This is a genomic window from Anaerolineales bacterium (genome assembly GCA_015075625.1).
Taxonomy (GTDB): Bacteria; Chloroflexota; Anaerolineae; order Aggregatilineales; family UBA2796; genus UBA2796.
This window is the reverse complement of the sequence record JABTTZ010000002.1, coordinates 1,153,314-1,178,230: the sequence shown is the minus strand read 5'-3', so window position 1 is coordinate 1,178,230 and position 24,917 is coordinate 1,153,314. Positions and strand designations below refer to the sequence as shown.

The following is a 24,917-nucleotide window of genomic DNA, read 5'->3' as shown; positions in this document are numbered from 1 at the left end:
GTCGACTCACATCCACAGCACAGCGAGAATAAGCACTAGCGCGGTCAGCAGTGCGGCAATCAGAGTCCAATAGATGCGTTTCAATGAGTGCCGCAGGTGGTTCATTTTTCTGATCCAGATTCGTTACTTTTAGTAAAATACTCATCCAAAAAAAACATGATAGCACTGCGCAATACCTCTGATTCCCTTACTCCAAGAGATTCAGTGATACTGCGTATTTTCATCCGGGTGGCGGATGGTAGACGCACCATCACCTGTACCATCCGCTCTGTTTTTTTCATCTCCCGCAACGTCAGGACTTTCATCTTATCTCCAATTGTTACATTCAGTAACATAATACGATTTGTTTCAATAAATGTCAACTATCTGTAGTTCACTTTATAGATAGAAAATCGTATACTTTTCGTAGGAAAATGATGTAATGGTATGTATGGACGCAACTGAGTTCTTGAGGGATAGGCGCAAACTATTAGGGATTAGTCAAGATGAATTAGCGGCACGTCTGTCCAATTCGGGGCAAGAAACAAGCCACGCACGGGTCTCACATTGGGAAACCGGACGAAACAAAATGCCGCTCCATGATAAAGGCTTTCGGGTAGCGCTTGCAATTGCATTGGAGATGGATACGAACGAACTCATGGAGGCATTGGGCTACGTCATTATAGAGGACGAACGTAGCGATAAGGCGCGTTTGGCAGCAAACCTTGTGGATCAACTCCCTCCCGATGTACAAGATGTTGCAATCGATCAACTCACGTCGCTGTATAACAGATTTGCGGTGAAGGCGGGAAGATAGCCATGCCAACCTTGATCGAACGGATCGCAATGGGCATTGGGCGGGCGTCCGAAAAGATCGCCCTTGCCGAGGATGAAACGGATCGTGCCTATTGGGTAGGGGTGCGGGCAGGACTAGAAGCTGCCCTTAAAGAAATTCGCCGCCCACAATCGGATACCTCAGAACAAACTGCCGCCCCCATCCCTCAACTACCCCGCCCTCACGCCATTTTTACCCACAAGTCACGATACTTGAAGGGGGAACGAGTCATCCCCACCCCCCCCGAACCACCTTATATCGTGCCACCACCGCAGCGCTGGGAAAAAGAGAAAGACGCTTACCTGAGAGACAAAGAGCGAGAAAATGATCGCCTAAGCGAGATACACAATGGGCGCGTTCGGGATGCACGGCAAAAGAAGCGGTAGGGGCATTAACGATGCACGTCAGACTACGATCCATCGGTATATGGTCTGCTATGCGGGTAGGGTGCTTTTTTCATGCCTTGTTCCTGTTACTGATTGCCTTTCCTGTGTCTGGATGGGCGATTGTGTCCTTTCAAGATAATCGGGCTGGGGAATTGATACTCCTGGCGGTGGCGGTGGTCTTAGGTGGGGGGCTGATTGGGGCGCTTGTTTTCGGCGCGGCGGCGGCGTCCTACAATTGGGCGGCGGCAATGGTGGGGGGAATTGAAGGTGACTTGCGGAAAGTGAGCGCCCGTGTGGAGGTGACAGAGTCATACCGCCCGCGTTCGTTTCAGACCATCATCCCTATGGACACGACGATCACCCCACCACGCAAGATGAAGGTTGCCCCTCGTGATGGTCAAGCACAACCCGAACCACCTATGACGCCAGAGGAACGCCGCAAGTTTCATGATCGTCTCTACCGAATCGAACGCTACTATCGGATGCAGCGGCGGCGGTTGGAAATTCGGGATGAATAAAACGCAGCGAAAGTAACCCGCAGTTTAATATACCCCTAAAATTACCCTCGCCGCGTTTTCTTATACCGCAAGGCTTACATGTTTCGGGAAACGCCCCTCAAAACCCCGTTTACCCGCAATGTACGATGATTAGTAAGTTGCAGATGTTCCGATAATATTCCTCATCGGGAGATCACTCCACAGTAGGGCGGCGGCTTGTGAACCCACCCGTTGGTAGGTCTGAGACGGACGATCTCGATTGACGCGGCACGATCCGATACCTGCATAGAAGGTATGTCGGCAACGCCCCAAAGATCAGCGGATAAAGACACATCACCGCAAAGACGAGAATTTCATTCATGACTCAGCCCTCACTCACATAGCCTGACGCCACAGCCAACGCATAGACATCCACCGCGCCCGCGTCCCTGAGCGCCGCCGCCGCCGCGATCATCGTTGCACCCGTCGTGATCACATCATCCACTAAGCAGACTCGCCGCCCACGCACGAGATCAGGGATTGCCCAAAAGGTTGCCGTTGCCGCCGTCCGGGACTCTTTCGTCCGCTTGCGCTTTTGCTCAATCCCCACGCCCATACGCTCCAATGCATAGGACGCACAGGGAATACCGGACTCTCGACTTGCAACAGCAGCGAGAAGGTCAGCTTGGTTGTACCCCCGCGTGCGGTACTTTTCTTCTGAAAGTGGGATCGGGATGAAGAGGTCAACATTCCATGCAGCGCGGCGAAACTCATCAGCAAGCCGTCGCCCTAGCCATTCTGCCCCGGTGGGATCGGTTTTCAACGCCCAGATTGCATCGGCAACATCATGATCCCGTTTATAGATCGCCGTTGCGCGACGTTCCGTGATCCCCGGTAAATCGCGCCCGGTAGTTTCGTCCTGTGTTGCCTGTGCCGGGGCGGGGACGGGCATATCCACAACCCGCCAGCCGGAATCGGTGGGGTCGGGGTCGGTAGCGGGGGGAACGGGCGGTATATCTTCAATTGTGCTATGCAAGACAAGGCGATAGCCACTGCCTTCCCGTTTCACAGAGTAGATTGCCCGCCCAACCTGAATAGGCGTGTCAGTTTTGACGATTGTCTGATACACGTCTTTAAGGTGAGTTTCAGTCAGGGCAAAATCTCGGAAATAAAATAGATTGCCCCGCGCCGAAAGTTTCCCGTCGCAGTGGGTGATCGTATGGCGGATGATCCCATCCGCCAGGGGGACAATGATCAGCCCGTCAAGGCGAATCAACCCGGCATGTTTTCCACAGGCAATGGCGACGGCATGTTGCACATCGGCGTTCGTAATCAGCGGCGCTTGAAAGTCCTGACGGTTAGAGTCCACCGCAAGGATCATCCGCCCCGGCACATCATCTATCAAAGCAGCATGGCTTGTGGACAGAACGATCATAGATGCAACAATGGAATCTACTTTGCCAACCATCCGTGCCATGTTCGCTTTTAGTTCGGTGGGCATCACCTCTTTTTTGGGGGTTTGGGTAACGGCAATCAAGTGGACTCCCGCCGCTCGCCCGGTGTTGCCGATTGCCACCATCAGCGACTGTGCTTTTTTAGCCGCCTTCCCCGCCTCGATTCCCAGCAAGCGGGCAAGTTCCTCAATGACGATCACGATGCGGGGCAACCGGGCGTCGGGGTGCAATGCGTTGTATTCGCTGATATTCTTCACCCGATCAGAGGCAAGTAGTTCCGTGCGTCGATCAATGAGGCTAAGGGCGTCATGCAGGGCGTCTATCGCCTCATCAACTTTGTGGATGATCGGACGCATGAGGTGCGGCAGCCGCTCATAGAACTGGAGTTCAACAATCTTGGGATCGATCATGATGAATTGAATATCCGCCGGGGTGAGATGTATCGCCCACGACGCGATGATTTGGTTCATCTCGTTTGACTTCCCAGAGTTCGACGCGCCCGCAATAAACCAGTGGGGCTGTTTCTGCAATGAAGAGGTAAGAACAACGGAATTTTTTCCAACGCCCACGATCAACGGTGCATCTAGCAGCTTATCCACAGGGAAATATTCGCGGATCGCCTCGTATTTGATCAGCTTAGGCAGTACGCCCGCGCCCTCTTGCCTATAGACAATCAACCGCGCCCCCTTTGTCGGGTTGTCATTTGACTTGACGACGCGCTCTAGGGCAAAGCCCAATTCCTCTAGGGTTTTCTCGGCGACAATTTCCGCCGCACTTGTTTTGTAGGGGAGCATATCGCGGGAACGCATAAGACCCCTCCGCCGCACCAACAGCTTGTAAACGATCCGATATTCGTCAAACCTGACCTTTTCGATCTTGACCTTCACGACGCGCCCACGCCGCCGTGCCTGTTCATCATTGCCCCGTGATTGCCGGGGATTCCAGCAAAAACCCATTCGTGCCAACGACTCAACAATGATCCCCTCATACAAACGTGCCTCTTTGTAAATTTCCGCCCGACGGAGGGCATAAACCTTTTCCCGCTCAAGGCGATCAAGAGTAGCCCGCCGCCGCTCCATCAGGCGACGGGAAGAACGCCGGGGAAGGATGATTCCCAGAAAGGGTGAAAGGGCGATCATCCATCCCGGCATAAGGCGAACGCGGGCGGGCGCGGTGGTCATGCTGTGATGTTAACAATCTCCGATTTCAGGGTGTCAAACCACAGCACCGCGTCTGAGGGTGTGGGCGCAATGAACAACCATGACGATCCAGTGTTCAGGTAGTACCCTACGTCTGGGGGCTTGCGCCGCATACGTCTAGCAATCATCAGGGAGTCCTTTATTCCCTTTTGATCTCGATCCTTGAGCCATTGTTCACGGGGCAATACGAGAAAACGTCCATGATCCGGCACATCGTCACCGGGATCAAAGAATTTCACAATGGGTTGATCTGGTAGCGGATCGTCGGGATATTTTGCTGCCATGAAATCTTTGTAGGCGGCAACGATTGTGTCAATGTCCATGTCCATATGTGACTCCTTCATTCAATTCCACGAGATAGATCGCCACTTCGTAGTAATCGCCGCTCTTGACGGCGATTCGTTTATTAGGATAGTGGGTGAGAATCCGGGCGATCTCGGATTTTTCATCCCGGCGAGACATCGGATTGAGGGCAAACATGAGCCATGCCCGGCGGTAGCCTTGCGCGGGCAGGTCATCAAAATCATCTTGATGAAACTTCATAGCGACTTTTGTCGTTTCAGTGAGGGATTGATTCAGGTCTGAGGCGTGCGGACGCAAACGATAGGGATACCCCTGTAGGTAGTAGCCCAGATTGATTGTCGTATGAACGGCGGTGTTGTAAATCACATCCCCCATCTCCCATTTTGTTCTGACGGGTTGTACCCATGAGCGCCAATCATCACGCCCCGTCACCGCGTAATGGGAGATCACCCCAATGATCAGCGCGGGGATAAGGATCGCCCCCATGACGCGGCGGTTTCCCCGTGACAAGTGGTGCAGAGCATATGCCCAAACGAGGGCGATCAAGACCGCGCTGGGGAGGAGTCCCCGCGAAAGATAGATCGGTTTCCAAACCCATGACAACACCGCCGCCAGGAAGGGCGCACCGAAAATCGCTGCAAGGATGATCAGTCCACGCCCGCGAAACAACCATCGCCGCGAAGCATAGATGCCGATCACCGTCGCCATGAGCGCCCCGCCATACAGGTGAATTTGGAACATATCGGCGATCCGCGTTCCCATTGTATTCGTCATGGCGGGTAGGATTGCCGCCGGGAACGTCAGTGACGGTATCCAAAAACCGTCCGCAACATCGCCTGTTTGACTCAACATTACTGGTAGCCATGGAAGGTAGGCGGCGGCTATCACTGCAACACGAATCACGCCTCCGGTGCGATGATGGGTAAAGAACATGGCGACGGAGATCGCCGCTATGTAGAACAAGCCATAGTTTTGAGTGTAAGCCGCGCCCACGCCGCCGATGAGGAATAGCCCCCCCGACTTAGACACTGCTCCCCATACCGTGACCAAAACGAACACCACAAGTTCGGGGTACATCCGGGCGTCCTGACTGTAGTACAGCAGCCCCGGCAGGACCGCCGCGATTAGCCCGGCGGTAAGTGCTGTGCGGCGCTCAAAATGAATAGCGCGGGCGATCCTATGAATCAGCACTGGAGCGAGACACCCAAAGAGCGCTGGGATCAATCTAAGGGCAAATTCAGAGTCACCGAAGACCCTCACAACACCCCATGTCAAAATGTAAGATAGCGGCGGATGAACATCCCCCCGGATTGCCTCGATCATGGATTGAAAATCTAACTTTGATACCCATGCGGTGAAGGACTCGTCATACCACAGCGACTCTGATCCCAGATTCACAAATCGGAGCGCAGCGGCAAGGGCGATCAACAGGATCGGGGCGGGAATATGAGAAAGGCGTTTAAGCACGAAACACCGCCGCGATCATCAGAACTGCAAGGTAAACGTAGTATGTCCGCATGAGCCAGCGCCCCGTTTTCTCAGTGTCCGCCGGGGCAACCCACTTCACAACATACAAAATGATAAGCGCCGTGACTACCAGCATAACGATAGTCCATACCCCGATCTCACGATCACTCATTGCCTGTTGCCATCGTGTAAAGTCGGTAAAGTCCATCATAATCCCTGCTGATATTTGAGGGCTACGGCAACGTCCTGACCCTTTCCCGTGAGGGAGAATGAATAGGTAAGATTTCCGCGCGAGGCGGCGCGGAAAGCGGTGATATAGCCTTCATTGCTTAAGCGGCGTACAGCGCGGCGGCAACTCATCATGGATACATTCGCCTCACTCGCCAATCTCCGCAGCTTTAGGTTGTCTGACGACGGCAAGCGTGACAACGCAATCAGGACACTCTCCATTGAAACAGTCATCAGGCGCTTCCTTCTAAATCCCACACCTGCATGGTATCAGGACTGAGTACTTTTGTGTTCATTATTGAACGCAAAAAAAACTCAATCAACGATCCAAGAGGGGCAGATACTGAGATAATCAGACTATGCGTCGCCTGTCCTCTCTCTCCCTTGCCCTTTTGTTCTTGTTGCCCCCCGTCGTGACAGCGGGGGCGCAACCCCCAGTCGATCCGGGATGGACAGGAACTATCCTCGTAGAAGTTGCGTCCGGGGCGGACGCAACTCTTCTGCAACTGCTCTCGGATTCTCGGCTACGGCAATCCCTTGCCCGGCTGGGCAATTTGTCCGGACGCCCACAACCCGCAGAACTCCTGCATTGGATCATCTCTGTGGATCGCACAAAGGCACTTATAGAGGGTCGATGGTTTGCAGAGCCAACGGCGGATGATATTTACGCCGCATTCTCACAAGTCGTGGAGATTGATCCAGTGCTGATTTCCGATGGGATCGCCGTGACGCTTTTCCAGTCGAAACAAGATGCACGGGCGTACTACATGGGATTACCGGAGGTGTGGATTGGTCGCACGCCGCCGCCCTAGCCGTCTCGTGATCTGGGTGCTGATCGCCCTCTTTACGATCAGCACGATCAGCGTCGCCACACCCGCCCACGCCCTTACCTACAGTCAGCGCGTTCTCGCAATCCGTGCGGCGGCGCTCATGGGGTACTGGGCGCTGAATGAAACAAGCGGCTCACTAGCAATGGACTTATCAGGGAATGGAAACAACGGCACATATCAGGGAACAACCCTGAATGGGGCAATACACCCTGATGGACTCAGCGCGCCGCTTTTCGATGGAATCAATGATTGGGTGTTTATTCCAAATTCAACAACATTGAATCCGTCCGGACAACTAACAATCTCTGTTTGGGTCAATGCCACAGAGACAACGTATTGGAGGGGGATCGTCGCCAAAACGGACGGCGCAACATGGAACACAGGATACGGGATATTCCTTCCCGATACAGGGGAGATTAATGCATATCTGACAGGCTATAGCAATGGGATCAGTGCAAACTTTTCGATTCTGTCTTCGTGGGTACACCTTGCCTATACGAATGATGGATTTACCCAGCGCCTTTACCAAAATGGAACATTAATCGCCGAGAGTGGCTATGTGGGCGGGGCGTCCACTACGGACGATCTCTATATAGGGGTTCAGCCGGGGGGTGCTGGGTGGTATGGATCAATCGCCCGCGTCGCATTATGGAATGAGGCACTAGACGCTGACGAAATTTCTGAATTAGCCGATCCCTCAACCACGACCATTGCCCCCGCTGCCAATTATACCGAGACGCTCACCCTCGCCAGCGGGCGGGAAGTAGGACTTATCTACACCTTCACCGTTGGCGAGATCACTGTTGGGCTTCTCGTGTTTGCAGTCTTGATCGTTCTGATGTTCCGGGGGCGACGGTGATCACGTTTTCCTTGCTTTTCGCCCTTCCTGTGCTGTGCGGGATCGTCGCCTTGATTGTTGCGACGTTAGTTCGGGTTACATGGGATGCAATCAAAAGGGTATTCGGGCTGTGAGCGACTTACAGGAAATGATCAGCTTGATTTTCGCTCCGGTTGCCGGGCTTGTTGCGGCGATCACTCTGGGAAGCCTGATTGTGTTCGCAATCGCAGAAATGATTCTGACAACCTTTCAGGACTAAAGGGGGTGATGCACAGCAAGGCTATAGATCGGTTTCGTTCGTCCGTGATTTAGTGATTCATGAGGTGTGATGATGAGTTCGTTTAACTTCGATTTCAACACGATGTTGGCAACGGCGGCATCGATGTTCAATGCCTTTGCGCCGTTGTTCTTGGGGATCGCTGGGATCAGCCTCGGTTTGGGATTGGTCGTAAAGGTGATCAGTGAAGTCCGTAAGGCGATCTAGACTATATGCGTAACCCGAAACATGCCCTCGTTTTCGTCTCCCTGTTGGGGGCGCTACTCGCGGGCATGTTTTTGGTTGGGGCAAGACCGACTTCGGCGCAATCGGGTGTGGACTGTCGTTTTTTCAATTGGAATTTTACTGGTAGCGCACCGTCAGGCGTCACGGTGTTGTCGGGAACGATTGGTGGGGACGGCATTTACCCACAAGCGTCGGGAGATGACCGTTTCATAGAGGTACATATTCTCTGTGACGACGCACTGCTAGGCGATCCTCGCACCGTAGGGTTGAATTGGAACTCGCCGCAGGGCTGGATCGTTGCGCCCTATTGGGTACGACAATACAACAGCGCGGATGTGCTGTTGAGTGAACATCGGGGCGGTTCGGGAGCAGTAGGCGCAGATTCATTCTATTATTCTCGATCACATCAAAATGGCAACCATTTAACTAAAAAGTTTATTGTTACGTTCTCGACAGGGGGGGGCAATACATGGAACAATTTCAGATTCACTTATTTCACGATCTACGATCCATCGTTCACGCCGACCCCGACATTCACGCCGACCCCGACATTCACGCCGACGCCGACATTGACACCATCGCCGTCGCCCACCGGAACACCGTCCGCGCCAATCGTCACCCGCCCTAGCTGCTTACTTTTTCCGTCAGGAGCGCAATTTACAGCATCAGTGTGGTCAGTGTCGGGTGGTGCAACGATTCAAATAGACGGTTTACATCTACCACCGGGCGGCGTCGCAAGGTATGCGGGCAATCTCGACACAACCAAAAAGTACAACATCAAGGTTATTTACGATTCTAATCCCGCCCCACCCCAAGAATTTATATGGAACGTGGCGGGATCGAACGTTATCGGACGCACTACGACTGACGGGGCGCAACACACAATCGAACTTAACGATCTGAGTTTCTTTGAGGGTGAACCTTACTTCATTCGGAGCGGCTATCGATTCAGCGGGAAATTTACCGACATATCGTTTGAATCGGGGGCTGAACAACCTGAAGCTGGGCTTGTCATCAACTATTGGTGTATCAGCGAAATTGAGTCTTCTGAGGAAGTGAGGGATACCAAATCAGAGGAATGCTTTGAGTGCATCTATGAACCCAAAGATGTGATTGGTGTGGCGGGGCTGCCTCACATTCAGCACATCGTTGAGAACATACTGAACACAATCGGCTGGCTGTGGTGTTCACTTCGCAAATTTTTAGAGTGTCAATTATGGATCATCTTAGGGCAAATCGGGAAAGCGATCCTAGACATATTGAACTGGATCATCGGCTTTGCAGAGTGGATCGTTGGCACAATGGGGGAGATCATTCAATTCGTGCTGAATGTTGTGGCGCGATTCGCAGAGTGGCTATGGGGGCATTTCCGAAACATCATACAGGGAGTGGGGAATTTCCTTATCGGGATTTTGGAGTGGCTTATTAATGCTGCATCTAGCATCGTGAACTTTTTCAGGACAATATTTGAAACATTGGGATTGGTCATTGGCGCGGTGTTTCAAGTGATCGGAGCGATCATCAATGCGGTGTTGTCATTCTTTGCAACTGTATTGCAATGGATCGCCGAAATCTTCGGGTTGGGCGACGTGATAATTATGTCTCTAGAGTCTGGGTTCAACACAGGTGCGCCCGCGCCACTCGGCGGTGCGCCACCGCTTGGCGATTCCCCGCCCCTGACAATCTCCCAGTCATTTTCATGTGTAAACCCTGAAGGCGTCCTATATCCTGTCTGCCTCGCCTTCTATGTTCTAGACAACACGATTTTTCAGGGTCCCGGCTACTACATATTCATTGTGATTATCTCGATCATCAGTATTGACACCATCGTTTGGGCAACGAACCTTATCAGGGTGGGGATACTGAACAATGAAATGTAATAAATTGTGGGGATTAATCGCCCTAGTCAGTCTGGTCAGTGGGGGATTACTCTTTGTAATTCCCGCCGCACGCGCCCATGCACAGGGTTTTTACTGCATCACAGATACTGCCGCAAATGCGACAATGTGGGCGGCGGCGGTTGGGACATTCCAAACAGCGGGATCATCACCCTATGGAGTGGAAGGTTTTCATGCTGTAGGGGTTGACCCCAATTCCGAAAATGTGCGCATTGTTCGCGTCTATCAATACAATAAGATCGTGCGTATTGATTTTCGCGTCTATTTCACAGCACGAACAGAAATACCTGTCAGGTTTGAATTCACCCCGATGGTTGGCTATGTGCCACGTTCGCAGTTTGTTGTTCAGCAATCATCCTACCAACTCTACCAGTGGAATGTCTACACGCAACAATTTCCCGCCGTCGATTCAACCGAACTTCAAGTTGATGTTGTGCAGACATCTGCAACACCTGATACCGCGCAGGCGTTTGTCGTTATTGTGGATCGTGTTTGCTTCCAAAACCCATCCAACGAGGTAACCCGGACTCCCACACCACCTACCCAAACCCATACACCCACCGCAACATCACAATACACTCCCCCACCAACAAACACGCCACGCCCTACTACGACCTTAACGCCCTCACTTACGAGGACGCCTAATCCACTCACTCCAACAAAAACACCCTCCCCATCGCCGGGTGCGGGAACGCCCACAGCATTGCCACAAGACACCCTCGAACCACTTGTATCAGGGCATTTTCCTACCCCATCGCCACAATCGTCTGATTTGAGATTCCCCTTCCCAGTGCCGCGCTTCCCTAGCCCGGCAATGGTTGCTCCTTCGGCGATCCCGGCACGAACAACCGAAACGGCAATGTTGGCAACGGCGTATAGCGGTGACGTGCTGGGGGTTGCCTTAATTCCGGTGGACGGGGCGCTCACCTCGGTTGCCCAATATTCAGGCGCGGTCAAGGCGTGGTCTACACGGGTTTTTCTTGATGCACAGGGAACGCCCATGGCAGATTTGCGCAATCAAGCGCATCAAATCGGGGGGAACATCGGCGGTTTCTTTTATGTCTTGCGCACAATGCGCGAGTCAATTGGTCAAACGGGCGATCTTGTGGTGATCCTTTTGCTGGTCATAGGATTCAATATTCTGGTCAGGGTTATCGTTTTTGTCATCAGTTTCGTTTTCTTCATGTGGCGTGCGCTCATGGTGTTGATCCGTCTTGTATCTCAGTCGCCCGGCGCAGCAGTGTTCCTTATTGCGCTCATCTTTGTGATTGTCATCTTGATCGCGGCGAGTGCCACACCCGGCAATTTCTCTGAGGCAACCCCCGTCGCACTTGCCACGCGAACGCCCACAGGGACGATTACTCTCACTCTCACCACAACCCTATTGCCAATCGTTCCCACTGCGACAAGTCGCTTTATCGGCTTTCGACCAACGCCAACGGCGCTAACACTGTCTACCGTGCCGTTCGTGGTGGGGGATGCATTTGATGGAACATCGGCGGATTACGCAATTAACACATACCGAACGCTAAACACTATGTCGGGAGGGTTGGTTGATTTCATTGCGTTCATTGCACTTGTGGCAATTGCCCTCGTGGTAGGGGTCCGGTTGGTACGGATTCTCAATGCATCGAAGTGACCCATGAGCAAACCAGAACCTAAATACGCATGGGCAACGCCCGGCGAAGACCCCACCGAGATGGATTTTCCCCTAGAGCGGCAAACCGTTTCGGGGTGTCTGGGAAAGGTGTTTAATTGGATGGTGTGGGTTATGGCGTTTGTTGGGTTGGTAAGCCTCTATCTATCTACCCGTCGCCCTGATACGCCGCTTGCTGATATTCTACCTACACCACTCATTGAGATTGCCCCCACTAAGAGCATCCCCGCCCCAACATTGGGAACATCTATGCCTACCCCCTTGCCCTCTCCAACCCCAACTGAAACACCTATCCCGCCCGGCGCGATTGCCACATGGACTCCGGGTCCATGGATGCTTACCAGATGGTCGGCAACCTATGAGGCAATCTATGGCACACCCACCCCTTCACATACGGAAATACCATGAGGAACTTTAAAAAACGCCATGAGAATCATCCGTTACTTTTTTCCCCGACGCACGCTGCGAGATCGCGTGCCACCCGTAACGAGGGGTTTCACCCCCACCGATGGGACAATTTACGGACGCCCCGTCAGCGACGCCCATACCGCAATCCGGCATTTAATCGCTTCCCGCGCCGCAAGAAACTCAGATCATGCTTGGTTTTTATTGTCGAAACACCCTTCACTTACGATCCCTGAGATTATTTCTCTATATCGTAGGGAGCGGCGGCGCGGATCGATTGTGCGGCGGCTGTGGCGACGCTTACGCGCCTTATGGATTATCTCCATTGTTACCCTGATGATCCCCGCCCGGGCGAACGCCCAAGACCCGCGTCAAGGGATCGTCAGGGATACGGTCAAGGTGAGGGCTTGCCCGCGTGTGGAGTGTGAACAAATTGGGGTGTTAAAGATCGGTGGGCGCGTCATCTTCGATGCAAGAGATGAAGCTGGGAAATGGCTATTCTTCCAGTATTGGGGTACGCCCGCATGGGTAAGCACATGGTTCATTGATATTGCCGATCCTATGATGCTGCCAACCTATGACGACAATCCACCATCCCCCGCCACCCCGCCGCCCGGACTTTCGATCACCCAATACACCATGGACCCGATTGTGCCACGTCCGGGCGAATGGTTCATCCTAAAGCTGACGATTGTAAGCGCCTCTGATGTGGGCGCGTTCGCAGTTGCGGGCGCGAATGGGGATCAGTTCCTGTGGGCATCTATACCAAAGTTCCCGGCAGGGGAAGGAACGGTTTCAATTCAGGCTAAAGCACTTGATCACACTGGGGAACACACAATCCCCCTCGTTATCGATCCTGATATGCAGTTGGGGCAACCGTTGCCCGAACACGAAATGACAGTGCGATATTGGGTTGATCGCCCCCGACTTGTGGAGTCCCGGATAGAGATCATCCCCAACACGAATTATGATCTTCACGGAGGAACGACAGATTTCTACCTTGACGGCACAGGGATACATGCCACAGGTGGGGCGCAACTAGCGATCATCTCCAACATCGTCATGACCGATGTTCATTTTGATCTTTTGGAAGGGGTCAAGGGCGAACATGTACTAAGAGATTCGTTCAGGGCGGGGAGCGTAATAGGCATCCTGACAAGTGAAGGGCGTCGGGGGGCAATTGAGGTAGTCGCTGTGGGTGAAGGAATAGATGCTCGATTTGCGATCTACCCCAAATAAAAACCCCCTCTACTTTGAGGGGGCGTAAATTGAGAGCTTTGCAGACCCTTGCCTTACCACTTGGCGACGACGCCGTGCAGCCTTTTCAGGTACGTCATGGGATTTTAAGCCCCTTCCTTCTCTTTGTCAATCCATTGCTCTAGGGGGATGGGGTTGGTGAACCAATCGTTCGCGTCGGGTATGAAGTTCATCACCCCCACCTTCACCTCACCATCCTCGATGATCAAGGCGACGGGCAAGCCCGATCTTTTGCGTGGGAGGCAGGTATTTATAGTGGATGATGTCATAACGACTGGAGCGACGGTAAATGAGTGCGCACGGCAAATGAAGGTGGTAGGGTGCGGGAAGTATATACCGCCGCATCTTGGGTAGCTATGCGCTATGTTACCCGTTTTCTCTCACCCAATGCGCTTTGGGGGATAGTTTCCAGATCCAAGTAACGCTTGACGCGCCCTGATGCGGATTTCGTTATTGAGATTTAGCATAAACACGGTTACGCGCCCCTCTGGTGACAACGGAATAATGTGTGTGTCATCCAATTGGAAATGCTCTTTCCACCTTTGTTGGCGGGGATTATACAGCATGGCTATTTCACCTGTTTCTGGGTCGAATGAGCCAAAATCACTGCCCTTAGCGCGATTACAATCTAGGCAGGCAAGGCAAAGATTCTCAAGGGTGGTCTCGCCGCGATAATGTGATCAACTTCATGTGTGTACAAACTGTCAGATTGGTGAATCAAGCAGTATTCACAACAGCCTTCCGCACGCTCAATGACCTGACGACGCAAGGCTTCAGGGATGTAGGTCATGTATTTTGGATCGCCTTATGCGCTTTCGCCTTGAGCAGAATCATTAAATGATTCATCTGGCTGGCTTCGTCCAATTCCGCACGTTCCTCTGGGGTCAGGTATCCCTCACGATTGGCATCCAACAAATAGCGTAAGCGGGTTTGTGCGGCTTCTGATGCGTGAAAATCAACCACATGCTGCGGTGTAGGCGACGAAAGCAAGAAAGTCAGCACTTCTTCCTGAATACTGGCAGGCGGTGCATAATTCATCATCTGAATATCTTCCTCATTCACTTAGGGCAAGACAGACAAAACAAACCAAGAGACGTGTCATGAAGTCATTGTAGCATCAAAGGTTAGCTATAAAGCACTTTTTTGTGCCAAGAGGTCGGGCAATAAAAAGCCCCTCGTTTGAGGGGGTCAATTGAGAGCTATAATGCTCTCTCAATTAGCGATGGGGAAAGTCCTTTGCAGACCCTTGCCTTACCACTTGGCGACGACGCCGTGCAGCCTTTTCAGGTACGTCATGGGATTTTAAGCCCCTTCCTCCTCTTTGTTAATCCATTGCTCAAACACCCCCTCGCCACGAAGAAAGATCAGCACCATCTATGACGCTTATCCTTGCCATTGAAACAAGCTGTGACGAAACCGCCGCCGCCGTCATTGAGGACGGGACGATCATCCGCGCCAACATCGTCGCTTCTCAAATTGATATACATCGGCAATACGGCGGCGTGTTTCCAGAGGTTGCCTCGCGCCTTCACGTCGAGACGATCAGCGGCGTTGTCGCCGCCGCCCTTGCGCAAAGCGGCACATCGCCAGCGGCGCTAGACGCGCTCGCCGTGACGCATGGTCCCGGCTTGGCGGGGTCGCTGTTGGTGGGGGTCAATTTTGCCAAAGGCTTGGCGTTTGGGTGGGGGAAGCCCCTTTTGCCAATCAACCACCTTGAGGGGCATCTCTACAGTTTATGGCTGACGGAACATGCGCCAACCTTCCGCTTTCCCCTGCTGTGTCTGATCGTCTCCGGTGGGCATACCGATGTGATCCTGATGCATGGGCATGGTGATTACACCCGCCTCGGACGGACACTAGACGACGCGGCGGGCGAAGCGTTCGATAAAGTCGGGCGCGTTTTGAATCTTCCCTATCCCGGCGGACCCGCCATTGAGAAAGCGGCGCGGGAAGGCGATCCCACCCGCTACCCTTTCACCCGTTCCGTATTGGGGGCGGATCACCCCTACGATTTCAGTTTTTCTGGTTTGAAAACGGCGGTCATGCGGGCGGTGCAGCCCCCTCCCGCATCAGGCAAACGCATACGTGGCGAAGAGTCAATGAGCAGTGGGGCGTTACGCCCAGAGGTGAGCATCCCCGATATGGCGGCAAGTTTTCAGGCGGCGGCGGTCAGCATGCTTGTTGAGAAGATGGCTGCCGCCGCCCGCGACCATGCAGCGACGGCGATTCTGCTCTCCGGCGGCGTCAGCGCCAACACCGCCCTGCGCGAGGCAATGCGGGCGGAGTCGGCGCTGCCCGTCTATTATCCACCCCTCGCGCTCTGCACCGATAACGCGGCGATGATTGGCGCGGCGGCACATCAGCATTACCTTCGCGGGGCGCGGGGCGATTTCAGATTTGATGTCCAGCCGATGGCGGGCTTGGGCTGAGGGGGATTCGGGCGATCTTCTCTATCCCCATTGTTATTACATCCTCATAGTAGAGGATAATCGCGCTCTGCACGGGCGATCTCCGTCGCCGTTGGGACGCTGGCAATCCCCCGCCGCGTAACGCTCTGTGAGGCAAGAAAAACAGCCCACTGCCCCGCCAGTGCCGCATCCCCACTGCGTTCTAGGACGGTCAGAAAGACGCCGGCAAAAATATCGCCCGCCCCTGTTGCATCGACAGCGATGACCGAGGGCGCAGCAAGGCTGAGGGAGGGACGTCCCCGCTGGTAGATGGTGCAGCCCGCCGCCGCCCGTGTCACAATCAACAGCCGCGCCAAGCCTGCATAATGCGCCTCTAATGCGCTATCCCGCCCGATGTCGTCCTCGCTGAGGATGACCACATTCAGATAGGGCAGCCAGTGTTCTGCCGCCGCCCATGCCTTCGCCCTTACCGTTCCCGCCGCATCCCACCCGCGCATCCAACCCTGGGGGGTGGCGGCAAGGATCGCCGCTGGAAAGCGTTCGCACAGCGCCGGATCAAGCTCATCGGCAAGGGGGGCAAGGTGGACAATCCGTGCTGTTTTCCACTCCGCTGGAAGGTGTTCTGCGCTGAGTACCTCGGCTCGCCCTATCAATCGCTGACGGCGTGTATCACCTGTATAGTCATTGACAAAAATTGTACTTTCGGCGGCAGGGATACAGTGCGTCTCAATGCCTAAAGGAAACTGCCCCCAAACTGGATCATCCACTCGCCCGCTGGTGAGGATGGCAACCTGCGCTCCCAGCGCTTGTGCTGCCGCCCCTGCATAAGCCACCGTCCCCCCCAGAATTGCTCCCTCAGGGGTTTCATCATGGGCAATATGCCCAATCAACAGATAATCTAAACGGGGCATAGGCAGTTTCTTTCCGGTTGAGTTGCGAGTGGAATCTGAATCGGCTACACTGACAGTCACCGTCCCGCACCACCATTCTACCAAGCTAAAACCCTATGCCGAGTTCCTATCTCAGCCACCTGCAATGCCCCGTCTGCAAGGCAACCTATGCCCCCAATACAATTCCCTATACGTGCCCCGCTTGTGGGGAGGTTGGGGCGTTGGATATGGTCTATGATTATGCCGCCCTCCGCCGCGATCTGACGCCAGCGACGATCAGCGCCCATCAGGAATGGACAATGTGGCGCTATCGTCCCCTCTTGCCCGTTATCGATGATACCTACATTCCCCCTCTGCCGGTGGGGTGGACGCCCCTTGTCCCCGCCCCGCGTTTGGCAGAGCGCTTCGGCTTGGCGGAGGTTTGGCTAAAAGATGACGGACGCAACCCAACGGCAAGCCTGAAAGATCGTGCCAGCGCGATGGTCGTCGCACGGGCGCGGGAGATCGGCGCGGACGCCATTACGACGGCAAGTTCGGGGAACGCGGCGGCGGCGTTGGCGGGTGTGTGTGCCAGTGTGGGGCTGCGTCCGGTTATCTTTGTCCCCAAGACTGCCCCCCAAGCGAAAGTGACCCAATTGCTGATTTTTGGGGCGCGCGTCTTCCTTGTTGATGGGACGTATGACGATGCCTTTGACCTGAGCGTGAAAGCTGCCCACGAATTTGGCTGGTACTGCCGCAACACAGGGATGAACCCCTATACCACAGAGGGCAAAAAGACCGCCGCCTTCGAGATTGCCGAACAGTTGGGGTGGTACGCCCCTGATGCCATGCTCGTCAGTGTTGGTGATGGGAACATCATTGCCGGGCAATACAAAGGCTTTTACGACCTTCATCAACTGGGCTGGATCGATCACATGCCCCGTCTGATCGGCGTTCAAGCAGCGGGCAGCGCCCCCTTTGTACGGGCGTGGGAGGCGGGGCGCGATCCGGCGACCATGCCCCTTGAGCGCCCCAAAACCATTGCCGATTCGATCTCGGTGGGCTTCCCCCGTGATCGCGTCAAAGGAATGCGTGCGGTGCGGGCAACAAACGGGGCGTATCTGGCGGTGAGCGATGCGGCAATCCTCGCCGCCATTCCCGATTTGGCGCGGGCGACGGGCGTTTTTGCCGAACCCGCCGCCGCCACTGCCTACGCCGGCTTGAAAAACGCTCTAGAACATGGCATGGTCAGGCGTGGGGAGCGCGTTGTCGTTCTCATCACAGGCAGCGGGTTGAAGGATATTGCCAGCGCCATACGCAGCGCGGAAAGCGAGGGCGCAAAGGCAGAGACAATCCTACCAACATTGGCGGCAGTGCGCGAAGCTATGGAGAAAAATCCCTTATGAAACCCGGTGATCGCATTGAACATTACACGCTGCTTGAACAAATCGGGCAGGGCGGGCAAGCCGCTGTTTGGTCAGCCGAAGACGACCAACTGAAACGGATTGTCGCGGTCAAAACGATCAGCCTACTTGCCCCGCTGGTGGGGGGGAGTGAGGGCAGCGCGAGCGGCACGGCGGCGGGCAGTTCGGCTGCCACTGTCAGCGCTGATGAACAGGCGCTCCGCTTTCGCAGCGAGGCAAAAATTATCGCGGAATTGGAACATCCTTACATTCTTCCTGTCTATAGTTTTGGACAAAAAGATGACTGGCTGTATATCATCATGCGCTACATGCCCGGCGGCACGCTGCGCAAGCTGATTGACAAACACCCCCTTGACCTCCCCCGCGTCATCAAATTGCTAGAGCCGCTGGCAGACGCGCTGGACATGGCGCACGAACGGCGCATCGTTCACCGCGATATTAAAAGCGTGAACATCCTCCTTGATGGGCAAAACCGCCCCTACCTTGCCGATTTCGGGCTTTCCGTCACCTCTGGCGATGCCTCATCTGGCAGCGCGTCAGGGACTTTGGCGTACATGGCGCCTGAACAACTGCGCAGCGAACCCGTTGATCACTACGCCGACCTCTACGCCTTCGGGATTTTGCTCTACGAATTGTTCACCGGCAGCGTCCCCCGCATTGGCAGCGAACATTGGAATATCGCTCAGCTAACCCGCCGCGAACCGCTCCCCATTCCGTCATACCTCAGTGAGCCGATTGCCAATGTTTTGCGGCGGGCGACGGCGTTGAACAAAAGCGAGCGCTACGAATCGGCAATGGCGACCATCCAAGCCCTACGCGACGCCCAAGCCGATGTCGCCATGTTGGAAATTCAAGGCGAAGGGCTTGCCTTTGACGTAACAAGCGTCCTTGATGATGACGGCTTGATCATGATGCTCCCTACCGACGATCCAGCGATGCAAGCCTCCATCGACGCCGTGCGGATCGTGGATGAAGCGCTCACTCGTTGGGCGGATGGCGCGGGGCGTTTCCGTTTCTACGAGGAAGATTTCAAATACGCCGATTCCTTTTACCGCATGGGCGACGAGATTGGTATCGAACTGAGCGACTCGGCACGGCGGCTCATGCTGCGCGGGGCATTAGAGTATGGCTTTAACCTTGATTATTGGTGGGGCGAGGGCGGTACAACGGCAGATCGGCGGATGGTTGCCCTCCAATCGCTCAGCAGCGATCTTCCCGCCGCCCGCCTTCGCGCTTTGGAATGTCTTGCCTTATTGCCCGATTCATCCCCCCCCGCCATCCCCATTCGGACGGCGACCATCATCGCCAAAGAGCCAGAGCCATCGGTGCGCCTTGCCGGAATTGAACTGCTTCGGCGGCGGGCGGGTGAGGCAAAAACATGGCGCGAGGCAGCCTACACCCCAGAGATTGATCAGGTTCTTGCCGACCTTGCCGTAAAAGACCCCGATGCGGCGGTGCGCCGGACGGCTGCCCGTGCTATTGCCTCGCTCCGCTCAGCCAGCGCCAGCCGCGCTATTGCCGCCGCCACCACGGAAGGAAAGCCTGCCGCGTTCGAGGCGCTGACGATCATCCGTGACCTCACGCCGCACCTCCCTAGCGGGATCGCCAGCGGGGTGCGCGGACGGGTGTTCGCCGCTGTCAGCCTTCGGCAGTTTTTCCAGCGCGGCTTGTTGGGGCGTTGGCTCAGCGCCTCAGGGGGCTTTATTGTGGCGTGGGCAATCGTCCAAACGCTGCAATATGGCACGCCCGAATCGCGCCAACTGCTCTTTGCCCAAGCAGTGGGCAACGGCTTGGCAAGCGGGGCGCTCTATGGGGCGCTCTTTGGCGTGGCGATCCTCTTGGCGGCGGAAATTCCAGCGCGTCTGCGGGCGTGGAATCGCCTCGCACGGACGGCGCTCGGCGTGATCCTCGGCGGGGTGGTGGCTGTCCTTGCCTTTTACATCCTCCGCCGCTACTACTATTTCGATCCAGAGGAAATGGATAGTTGGGCGTGGTTCTTAACCACCTCTGTCGGCTTCATTGGCGGCTTCGCTCTGCTCTCTGGGCTAACCCGCTGGAGTTTGGCACGTGCCGCTGGCGGGATGGTCGGGGTGGCAGCGGCGCTTTATGCCTCTCATGAGGCAATGCTGCGCGGCGATATTTTCGTCCCGCTCATTTACTTTGTGGAAGAATCGCCCAACCAGCCGCTTTATTTCGCCCTCTTTATGGGCGTGGTGATTGCCTTCTTTGCCTTCCTGCCCGATTTTTTCCGCTGGATTGGCGGGAAACTGCGGGGGATCGCCGGCGGGTAGGGGAGGGGCGCATTATATGCGCCCAGAATCATAGCCGCCCTCCCCCAAAGGATTAAAACAAGCAAGAAGGGTGAGCGTAGGGTAAACGGCACTCGTCAAAAGCCGATTCTGACGCTATCATGGCGCGGTTTTTCCTCTACCGGAAATTTGGAGTGTCGCTCACGGTGTTTCACAAACGTCACACTGGACGCGCTGCGCTGGCAGCGGGTCTTTTCCTTGTCCTACTGGGTCTTTCCCTTCTGTCGTTCTTAACCGCCGAGACTGCCAGCGGGCAAGCGCCGCCAACGAACACAAAGCGCCCGACGCTGCTGCCGACGAACACGAAACGCCCCACCAGCACGCCCGTCACGCCGACGGCAACACCCACCCTCACTCTAACGCCCTCGAACACCCCGACGCTCACCCCGTCGCCCACCTACACCCCCTCCCCCACGCCGACGACGATAGGACCGGTCACCTACCCAGAGGGCTTTAATTCGCTCACCGGGCTGCCCTTTCCGAGCGTTGAGGCGCAAAACCGCCGCACCCTGATTGTCAAAGTCTCCAACTATCCGGCAATTGTCCGCCCCCAGAGCGGCGTCAGCTTTGCCGATGTCGTCTATGAATACGAGGTGGAAGGGGGCGTTACCCGCTTTGCGGCTATCTACCGCAGCGAAGGGGTGGAACATATCGGACCCGTCCGCAGCGGGCGTTTGCTAGACCTTGAACTGGTCGTTATGTATCAGGCGCTTTTTGCTTACAGCGGCGTGAACGACAACATTAAAGCGATGATTGGGGAGGCAGTCTGGAAACGCTGGACGCTCACCCCCCAGTTTGGCGATAACTGCCCCCCCTTCTGCCGTTTCCCCAAAGCGGGTTTGCCCTTTGAGCATACTCTGTATGGAAATGCCTTTCAGATGTGGGAGGTGGCAGATCGACGCGGGATCAATGAGGGCTTTCCCGCACGTGGCTTCGCTTTTGACGACACGCCCGATCTCACCGACAAATATATCAACGACATTGCCATCAAGTGGTATGGCGATCAGGATGCTCGCTGGCAATACAATCCCAACGACGGCAAATATTACCGCTGGAACACGGGCATTCCGCATATCGACGCCCTCACCGGCGATCAACTCGCCTTCGACAACATCGTGATCGTCCAAGCGATTCATGTGGATCGCCCCGATGTGTATGAGAGCGAGAGCGGGGCAAAGACGGTGGAAATCCAACTGTGGGGCGATGAAAAAGCGTGGGTTTTCCGCGATGGGCGCTGGTATCAGGGGATTTGGATTCGGCGCAACCGTGAACGCGGTTCGATTGGCTTCTACAACAACGATGCCAATCGCAGCCCGATCCACCTGAAGCCGGGCAAAACATGGATTGAGGTCGTCCGCTGCTGTGATATGTACGGCGTGAAGGTTGATTACACCTATGCCGATGTGAACGCAACGGCGACGGTTGCGGTGGGTATTGCCACGCAAAAAGCGCCCCAATATTCGCCGGAAGTTCTCACCCAGCAAGCGCCCATTGCCAACATGACCAGTACCGCAAGCGCCGCCACCGCTCAGTTTAATGGTGGCATCCCACGCGGCGGAAATTCTAACCTGATTCCGCCCGTGATCACCGGCACACCAACGGCAACCCCGCAAGTGGTCGGGATGCTCGGAAAATAGGGGCGACCTTGCCCGCCGCTAAAGCAGCGGGCTGAGGCTGACCGCCCCGTTGGGGCTTGAAGGCAAGAGGTTAGCTCAGGGTGGTTTGTCTTTCCAAGCCCCAAAGGGATGATTACTCCTAGCGCGGGGCTAAAGCCCCGCGCCGCCCCAAGAGGAAGAAACATCACACCGTCAGGATCACCCCTTCATCCCCACGCAAGGCGAACACGGTGAGGTCAACCGCCCCCTCTTTGCGATCCAAGAACGAACTGAGGATGAGCGCTGCCGTTGGGAACGCTGGCAGATTGATCGCCACGTCCTCCCCTGTGAAATTGAGCAGGATCAGGCGGCGTTCCTCGCCATAAGCGCGGAGGTAGCCGAACACCCCATCGGGCAAGCCATCCAGCGGAGTATAAACGCCCTTCGTCAGCGCCTCTGAGCCGCGCCGCAGGGAGAGCAGTGTTTTCGTCAGCGTCAACATCGAACGGTCATCGCCTTCTTGGGCGGCAACGCTGATCGTCCCTGTATTGGGGCTGGTGGGCAGCCAGGGGTCAGCCTCCGGCGCGGTGAACCCCGCATTGGGCGAGGTGTCCCACTGCATCGGCGTCCGTTCGGGGTCACGCCCCAAGCCCAAACCGGGCATTCGCAGCCCCCAGGGGTCTTGTTCCTTCTCCGGGGGGATCACACCATCAAGCATCCCTAGTTCGTCGCCATAGTAAATCGTGGGCGTCCCCCGCAGCGTGAGGAGGAGGGTCATCGCCATGCGTGCCTGCCCCACCCCCCGCCGCGAGGCGATGCGGTGTTCATCGTGGTTGCCGAGGACGTAATTTGACCAAGCGTCGGGGTTCAGCCGTTTGAGCGCCCCTTCTACGCTGTCCACCATCGTCCGAACTGCCGACGCCTTCCAATCGATGTTCACCAGCCCAAAATTGAAGGGCATATGCAGTTCATCAAGGTTTTTACCGTAATACTGCGCCCATTCGTCCCAATCGAAGATGTGGATTTCCCCCACCGAATAGCGCGGACGCTTCGCGCTGTAGGAATCCAGCAGCGCCCGCATCTCGCGGTAGACGGCGTGAACATCGGGGTGACCCTTATCATAGAGGTGGATCAGGCTGTCATATTCACCCAGCGGTTTGTACGGGTTGCCCTCAGCGGTGGGGTTCAGCGGGTTATCGCGCATTTCGGGGTCTTTCATGATGAAATGCGCCACATCGATCCGAAAGCCATCGACGCCGCGCTCTAGCCAAAAGCGGAGGGCATTGAGCATCGCCTCTTTCACCGCCGGATTGCGCCAGTTCAGATCGGGCTGTTCTTTTAGGAAGGAATGAAGGTAGAACTGCCCACGTTCGGGGGCATAGTCCCACGCCGAACCGCCGAAATGCCCAAGCCAGTTGTTGGGGGGCGAGCCATCCGCTTTGGGGTCTGCCCACACGTACCAATCCGCCTTCGGATTCGTCCGGGACTGCCGCGATTCCAAAAACCAGGGGTGTTGGTCGGAGCTATGGTTGGGGACGTAATCAACAACGATACGTAGATCGCGCTTGTGCGCTTCGTCAACTAGGCGATCAAAATCGGCAAGCGTGCCAAACTGCGGATCAACATCGCAATAATCGGCAACATCGTAGCCAAAATCGGCTTGGGGGGAGGGGTAAAATGGCGAGAGCCAGATCGCATCAATGCCCAACCTTTTTAGGTAATCCAAGCGGCTGATGATCCCCGGAATATCGCCAATGCCATCCTTGTTCGAATCCATAAATGAGCGCGGGTAAATCTGGTAGATAACGCCCGTCTGCCACCATAGCCATTGTTTCTCGGACATACCATTTTCCTTTGTTTGTGGTGAGGTGAGATTGTATCGCTGATTCGCACAGGAATCGTGGTACTTAAAGGTGTGTTTGTCATGACGATCTGTGCATGGCAATTGTCCATCCCCTCGTTTACCGTTCAGAGGTGGGGAAGAAACAGGCAAGACCGCTGAGTAGTGGGAGGAATTGCTTATCCGGCGGATAAATCATCCCGATAGGCAAGGCGGGCGGCAAGGCGTGTTTGCCGTTCGATCAACCGCGCATGATAGGCATCATTTAGCGGGGCAAGGTGCATCAGGTAAGCATCTTCGCCCGTCTCGCGGTAGTAGTTTTTCTGCCGCCCCACAATGACGAATTCGTGCTTGTGGTAGAGGGCAATTGCCGTCGCATTGCCCACGCGCACCTCTAGAATGGCATACGCCGCCCGCTGTGTCAACGCCCGCCGCAGCATGGCAATGAGTAGAACATCCCCTAAACCCTTACCCTGATCCGCCGGGCGAACGGCAATCGTGCTGATGTGTGCCTCCCCTTCGATCAGCCACATCCCTCCATAACCAATGACCACCTCGCTCTGATTGGGAATGGCGGATGGCGTGACGAGGGCGATCATATAGGCGTGCGGGTTGTCGCTAATCTCAAAGGTATATGCCTGCGCCGTCCATGGGGCGGAAAAACAGATAGCGTCCAGCGCCGCCACCTGTGGCACATCCGCCAAGTGCATCCGGCGCAGAACATACAAGGGCGTCTCAACGGAGGTGGTCGCGCTCAT

25 protein-coding genes are annotated in these 24,917 nt (G+C 55.3%); 15 read left to right on the top strand and 10 right to left on the bottom strand.

Annotation, left to right across the window (positions count from 1 at the left end; translation table 11 throughout):
• Window positions 1-101: 101 nt before the first annotated feature.
• Window positions 102-362, bottom strand: a complete 261-nt coding sequence (locus HS103_13650) for a hypothetical protein (GenBank protein ID MBE7513846.1) — start codon at window positions 360-362, stop codon at window positions 102-104.
• A 68-nt stretch (window positions 363-430) separates the two neighbouring features.
• On the opposite strand from HS103_13650, the gene HS103_13645 reads away from it, so the two are divergent.
• The 3 genes from HS103_13645 (at window position 431) to HS103_13635 (ending at window position 1,718) form a co-directional block, all read left to right on the top strand.
• Window positions 431-796: a helix-turn-helix transcriptional regulator gene (locus HS103_13645; GenBank protein ID MBE7513845.1), complete on the top strand. Its 366-nt coding sequence runs from the start codon at window positions 431-433 to the stop codon at window positions 794-796.
• Window positions 797-798: 2 nt separating this feature from the next.
• Window positions 799-1,200 (top strand): hypothetical protein, encoded by a 402-nt coding sequence (locus tag HS103_13640; protein ID MBE7513844.1) that lies wholly within the window; start codon window positions 799-801, stop codon window positions 1,198-1,200.
• A gap of 122 nt (window positions 1,201-1,322) precedes the next feature.
• On the top strand, window positions 1,323-1,718 hold the full coding sequence (locus HS103_13635) for a hypothetical protein (protein ID MBE7513843.1): 396 nt from the start codon (window positions 1,323-1,325) through the stop codon (window positions 1,716-1,718).
• Window positions 1,719-2,061: 343 nt separating this feature from the next.
• Here the strand turns inward: HS103_13635 and HS103_13630 are convergent, their stop codons facing one another.
• Genes HS103_13630 through HS103_13610 form a run of 5 tightly spaced genes read right to left on the bottom strand, consistent with a single transcriptional unit; the run spans window position 2,062 to window position 6,561 of the window.
• Window positions 2,062-4,311, bottom strand: coding sequence for a hypothetical protein (locus HS103_13630; protein ID MBE7513842.1), 2,250 nt, complete (start codon window positions 4,309-4,311; stop codon window positions 2,062-2,064).
• The gene (locus HS103_13625) at window positions 4,308-4,652 is read right to left on the bottom strand and encodes a hypothetical protein (GenBank protein MBE7513841.1); all 345 of its coding nucleotides are present in this window, start codon (window positions 4,650-4,652) and stop codon (window positions 4,308-4,310) included. Before HS103_13625 ends, HS103_13630 begins: the two co-directional genes overlap by 4 nt.
• Entirely contained in the window at window positions 4,642-6,099 is a 1,458-nt protein-coding gene (locus HS103_13620; protein MBE7513840.1) for a glycosyltransferase family 39 protein, read from the bottom strand. The genes HS103_13625 and HS103_13620 overlap by 11 nt, the downstream gene beginning before the upstream one ends.
• Window positions 6,092-6,271, bottom strand: coding sequence for a hypothetical protein (locus tag HS103_13615; protein MBE7513839.1), 180 nt, complete (start codon window positions 6,269-6,271; stop codon window positions 6,092-6,094). The genes HS103_13620 and HS103_13615 overlap by 8 nt, the downstream gene beginning before the upstream one ends.
• A gap of 35 nt (window positions 6,272-6,306) precedes the next feature.
• Window positions 6,307-6,561 (bottom strand): GntR family transcriptional regulator, encoded by a 255-nt coding sequence (locus HS103_13610; GenBank protein MBE7513838.1) that lies wholly within the window; start codon window positions 6,559-6,561, stop codon window positions 6,307-6,309.
• Window positions 6,562-6,686: 125 nt separating this feature from the next.
• On the opposite strand from HS103_13610, the gene HS103_13605 reads away from it, so the two are divergent.
• From HS103_13605 to HS103_13570, 8 genes are all read left to right on the top strand, one after another.
• Window positions 6,687-7,139, top strand: coding sequence for a hypothetical protein (locus tag HS103_13605; protein MBE7513837.1), 453 nt, complete (start codon window positions 6,687-6,689; stop codon window positions 7,137-7,139).
• On the top strand, window positions 7,117-8,016 hold the full coding sequence (locus tag HS103_13600) for a LamG domain-containing protein (protein ID MBE7513836.1): 900 nt from the start codon (window positions 7,117-7,119) through the stop codon (window positions 8,014-8,016). The genes HS103_13605 and HS103_13600 overlap by 23 nt, the downstream gene beginning before the upstream one ends.
• A 307-nt stretch (window positions 8,017-8,323) precedes the next feature.
• Window positions 8,324-8,479: a hypothetical protein gene (locus tag HS103_13595; GenBank protein MBE7513835.1), complete on the top strand. Its 156-nt coding sequence runs from the start codon at window positions 8,324-8,326 to the stop codon at window positions 8,477-8,479.
• A 5-nt stretch (window positions 8,480-8,484) separates the two neighbouring features.
• Window positions 8,485-10,377 carry a hypothetical protein gene (locus tag HS103_13590; GenBank protein MBE7513834.1) on the top strand — a complete coding sequence of 631 codons (1,893 nt, stop codon included), beginning with the start codon at window positions 8,485-8,487 and terminating at the stop codon, window positions 10,375-10,377.
• Complete coding sequence (locus HS103_13585; GenBank protein ID MBE7513833.1) at window positions 10,367-12,034, top strand: hypothetical protein; 1,668 nt, start codon at window positions 10,367-10,369, stop codon at window positions 12,032-12,034. Before HS103_13590 ends, HS103_13585 begins: the two co-directional genes overlap by 11 nt.
• 3 nt (window positions 12,035-12,037) lie before the next feature.
• Window positions 12,038-12,460 (top strand): hypothetical protein, encoded by a 423-nt coding sequence (locus HS103_13580; protein MBE7513832.1) that lies wholly within the window; start codon window positions 12,038-12,040, stop codon window positions 12,458-12,460.
• A gap of 18 nt (window positions 12,461-12,478) precedes the next feature.
• Window positions 12,479-13,696 carry an SH3 domain-containing protein gene (locus HS103_13575; GenBank protein ID MBE7513831.1) on the top strand — a complete coding sequence of 406 codons (1,218 nt, stop codon included), beginning with the start codon at window positions 12,479-12,481 and terminating at the stop codon, window positions 13,694-13,696.
• Window positions 13,697-13,843: 147 nt separating this feature from the next.
• Window positions 13,844-14,068 (top strand): hypothetical protein, encoded by a 225-nt coding sequence (locus tag HS103_13570; GenBank protein MBE7513830.1) that lies wholly within the window; start codon window positions 13,844-13,846, stop codon window positions 14,066-14,068.
• A 432-nt stretch (window positions 14,069-14,500) separates the two neighbouring features.
• Here HS103_13570 and HS103_13565 read toward each other — a convergent pair whose 3' ends face one another.
• Window positions 14,501-14,755 (bottom strand): hypothetical protein, encoded by a 255-nt coding sequence (locus tag HS103_13565; GenBank protein MBE7513829.1) that lies wholly within the window; start codon window positions 14,753-14,755, stop codon window positions 14,501-14,503.
• Between the two features lie 335 nt (window positions 14,756-15,090).
• Here HS103_13565 and tsaD point away from each other — a divergent pair, with 335 nt between their 5' ends.
• A complete protein-coding gene (gene tsaD, locus HS103_13560) occupies window positions 15,091-16,143 on the top strand; it encodes a tRNA (adenosine(37)-N6)-threonylcarbamoyltransferase complex transferase subunit TsaD (GenBank protein ID MBE7513828.1) in 1,053 nt (350 codons plus the stop codon).
• 44 nt (window positions 16,144-16,187) lie between these two features.
• Here tsaD and HS103_13555 read toward each other — a convergent pair whose 3' ends face one another.
• On the bottom strand, window positions 16,188-17,033 hold the full coding sequence (locus HS103_13555; GenBank protein MBE7513827.1) for a hypothetical protein: 846 nt from the start codon (window positions 17,031-17,033) through the stop codon (window positions 16,188-16,190).
• Between the two features lie 95 nt (window positions 17,034-17,128).
• Between HS103_13555 and HS103_13550 the strand changes: the two genes are divergently transcribed.
• From HS103_13550 to HS103_13540, 3 genes are all read left to right on the top strand, one after another.
• On the top strand, window positions 17,129-18,397 hold the full coding sequence (locus tag HS103_13550; protein MBE7513826.1) for a threonine synthase: 1,269 nt from the start codon (window positions 17,129-17,131) through the stop codon (window positions 18,395-18,397).
• The gene (locus HS103_13545) at window positions 18,394-20,706 is read left to right on the top strand and encodes a protein kinase (GenBank protein MBE7513825.1); all 2,313 of its coding nucleotides are present in this window, start codon (window positions 18,394-18,396) and stop codon (window positions 20,704-20,706) included. The genes HS103_13550 and HS103_13545 overlap by 4 nt, the downstream gene beginning before the upstream one ends.
• Window positions 20,707-20,870: 164 nt before the next feature.
• Window positions 20,871-22,361, top strand: a complete 1,491-nt coding sequence (locus HS103_13540) for a DUF3048 domain-containing protein (GenBank protein MBE7513824.1) — start codon at window positions 20,871-20,873, stop codon at window positions 22,359-22,361.
• A gap of 163 nt (window positions 22,362-22,524) precedes the next feature.
• Here the strand turns inward: HS103_13540 and HS103_13535 are convergent, their stop codons facing one another.
• The gene (locus tag HS103_13535; GenBank protein ID MBE7513823.1) at window positions 22,525-24,162 is read right to left on the bottom strand and encodes an alpha-amylase; all 1,638 of its coding nucleotides are present in this window, start codon (window positions 24,160-24,162) and stop codon (window positions 22,525-22,527) included.
• 176 nt (window positions 24,163-24,338) lie between these two features.
• Window positions 24,339-24,917, bottom strand: coding sequence for a ribosomal protein S18-alanine N-acetyltransferase (rimI, locus tag HS103_13530; GenBank protein ID MBE7513822.1), 579 nt, complete (start codon window positions 24,915-24,917; stop codon window positions 24,339-24,341).

Coding starts and splice junctions, on each gene's coding strand:
- HS103_13545 (MBE7513825.1), top strand. CDS start 18,394: ATGAAACCCGGTGATCGCATTGAACATTACACGCTGCTTGAACAAATC.
- HS103_13550 (MBE7513826.1), top strand. CDS start 17,129: ATGCCGAGTTCCTATCTCAGCCACCTGCAATGCCCCGTCTGCAAGGCA.
- HS103_13625 (MBE7513841.1), bottom strand. CDS start 4,652: ATGGACATTGACACAATCGTTGCCGCCTACAAAGATTTCATGGCAGCA.
- HS103_13645 (MBE7513845.1), top strand. CDS start 431: ATGGACGCAACTGAGTTCTTGAGGGATAGGCGCAAACTATTAGGGATT.
- HS103_13575 (MBE7513831.1), top strand. CDS start 12,479: ATGAGAATCATCCGTTACTTTTTTCCCCGACGCACGCTGCGAGATCGC.
- HS103_13615 (MBE7513839.1), bottom strand. CDS start 6,271: ATGAGTGATCGTGAGATCGGGGTATGGACTATCGTTATGCTGGTAGTC.
- HS103_13590 (MBE7513834.1), top strand. CDS start 8,485: ATGCGTAACCCGAAACATGCCCTCGTTTTCGTCTCCCTGTTGGGGGCG.
- rimI (MBE7513822.1), bottom strand. CDS start 24,917: ATGAGCGCGACCACCTCCGTTGAGACGCCCTTGTATGTTCTGCGCCGG.
- HS103_13605 (MBE7513837.1), top strand. CDS start 6,687: ATGCGTCGCCTGTCCTCTCTCTCCCTTGCCCTTTTGTTCTTGTTGCCC.
- HS103_13535 (MBE7513823.1), bottom strand. CDS start 24,162: ATGTCCGAGAAACAATGGCTATGGTGGCAGACGGGCGTTATCTACCAG.
- HS103_13640 (MBE7513844.1), top strand. CDS start 799: ATGCCAACCTTGATCGAACGGATCGCAATGGGCATTGGGCGGGCGTCC.
- HS103_13565 (MBE7513829.1), bottom strand. CDS start 14,755: ATGATGAATTATGCACCGCCTGCCAGTATTCAGGAAGAAGTGCTGACT.
- tsaD (MBE7513828.1), top strand. CDS start 15,091: ATGACGCTTATCCTTGCCATTGAAACAAGCTGTGACGAAACCGCCGCC.
- HS103_13610 (MBE7513838.1), bottom strand. CDS start 6,561: ATGACTGTTTCAATGGAGAGTGTCCTGATTGCGTTGTCACGCTTGCCG.
- HS103_13555 (MBE7513827.1), bottom strand. CDS start 17,033: ATGCCCCGTTTAGATTATCTGTTGATTGGGCATATTGCCCATGATGAA.
- HS103_13595 (MBE7513835.1), top strand. CDS start 8,324: ATGATGAGTTCGTTTAACTTCGATTTCAACACGATGTTGGCAACGGCG.
- HS103_13630 (MBE7513842.1), bottom strand. CDS start 4,311: ATGACCACCGCGCCCGCCCGCGTTCGCCTTATGCCGGGATGGATGATC.
- HS103_13580 (MBE7513832.1), top strand. CDS start 12,038: ATGAGCAAACCAGAACCTAAATACGCATGGGCAACGCCCGGCGAAGAC.
- HS103_13585 (MBE7513833.1), top strand. CDS start 10,367: ATGAAATGTAATAAATTGTGGGGATTAATCGCCCTAGTCAGTCTGGTC.
- HS103_13570 (MBE7513830.1), top strand. CDS start 13,844: ATGGGGTTGGTGAACCAATCGTTCGCGTCGGGTATGAAGTTCATCACC.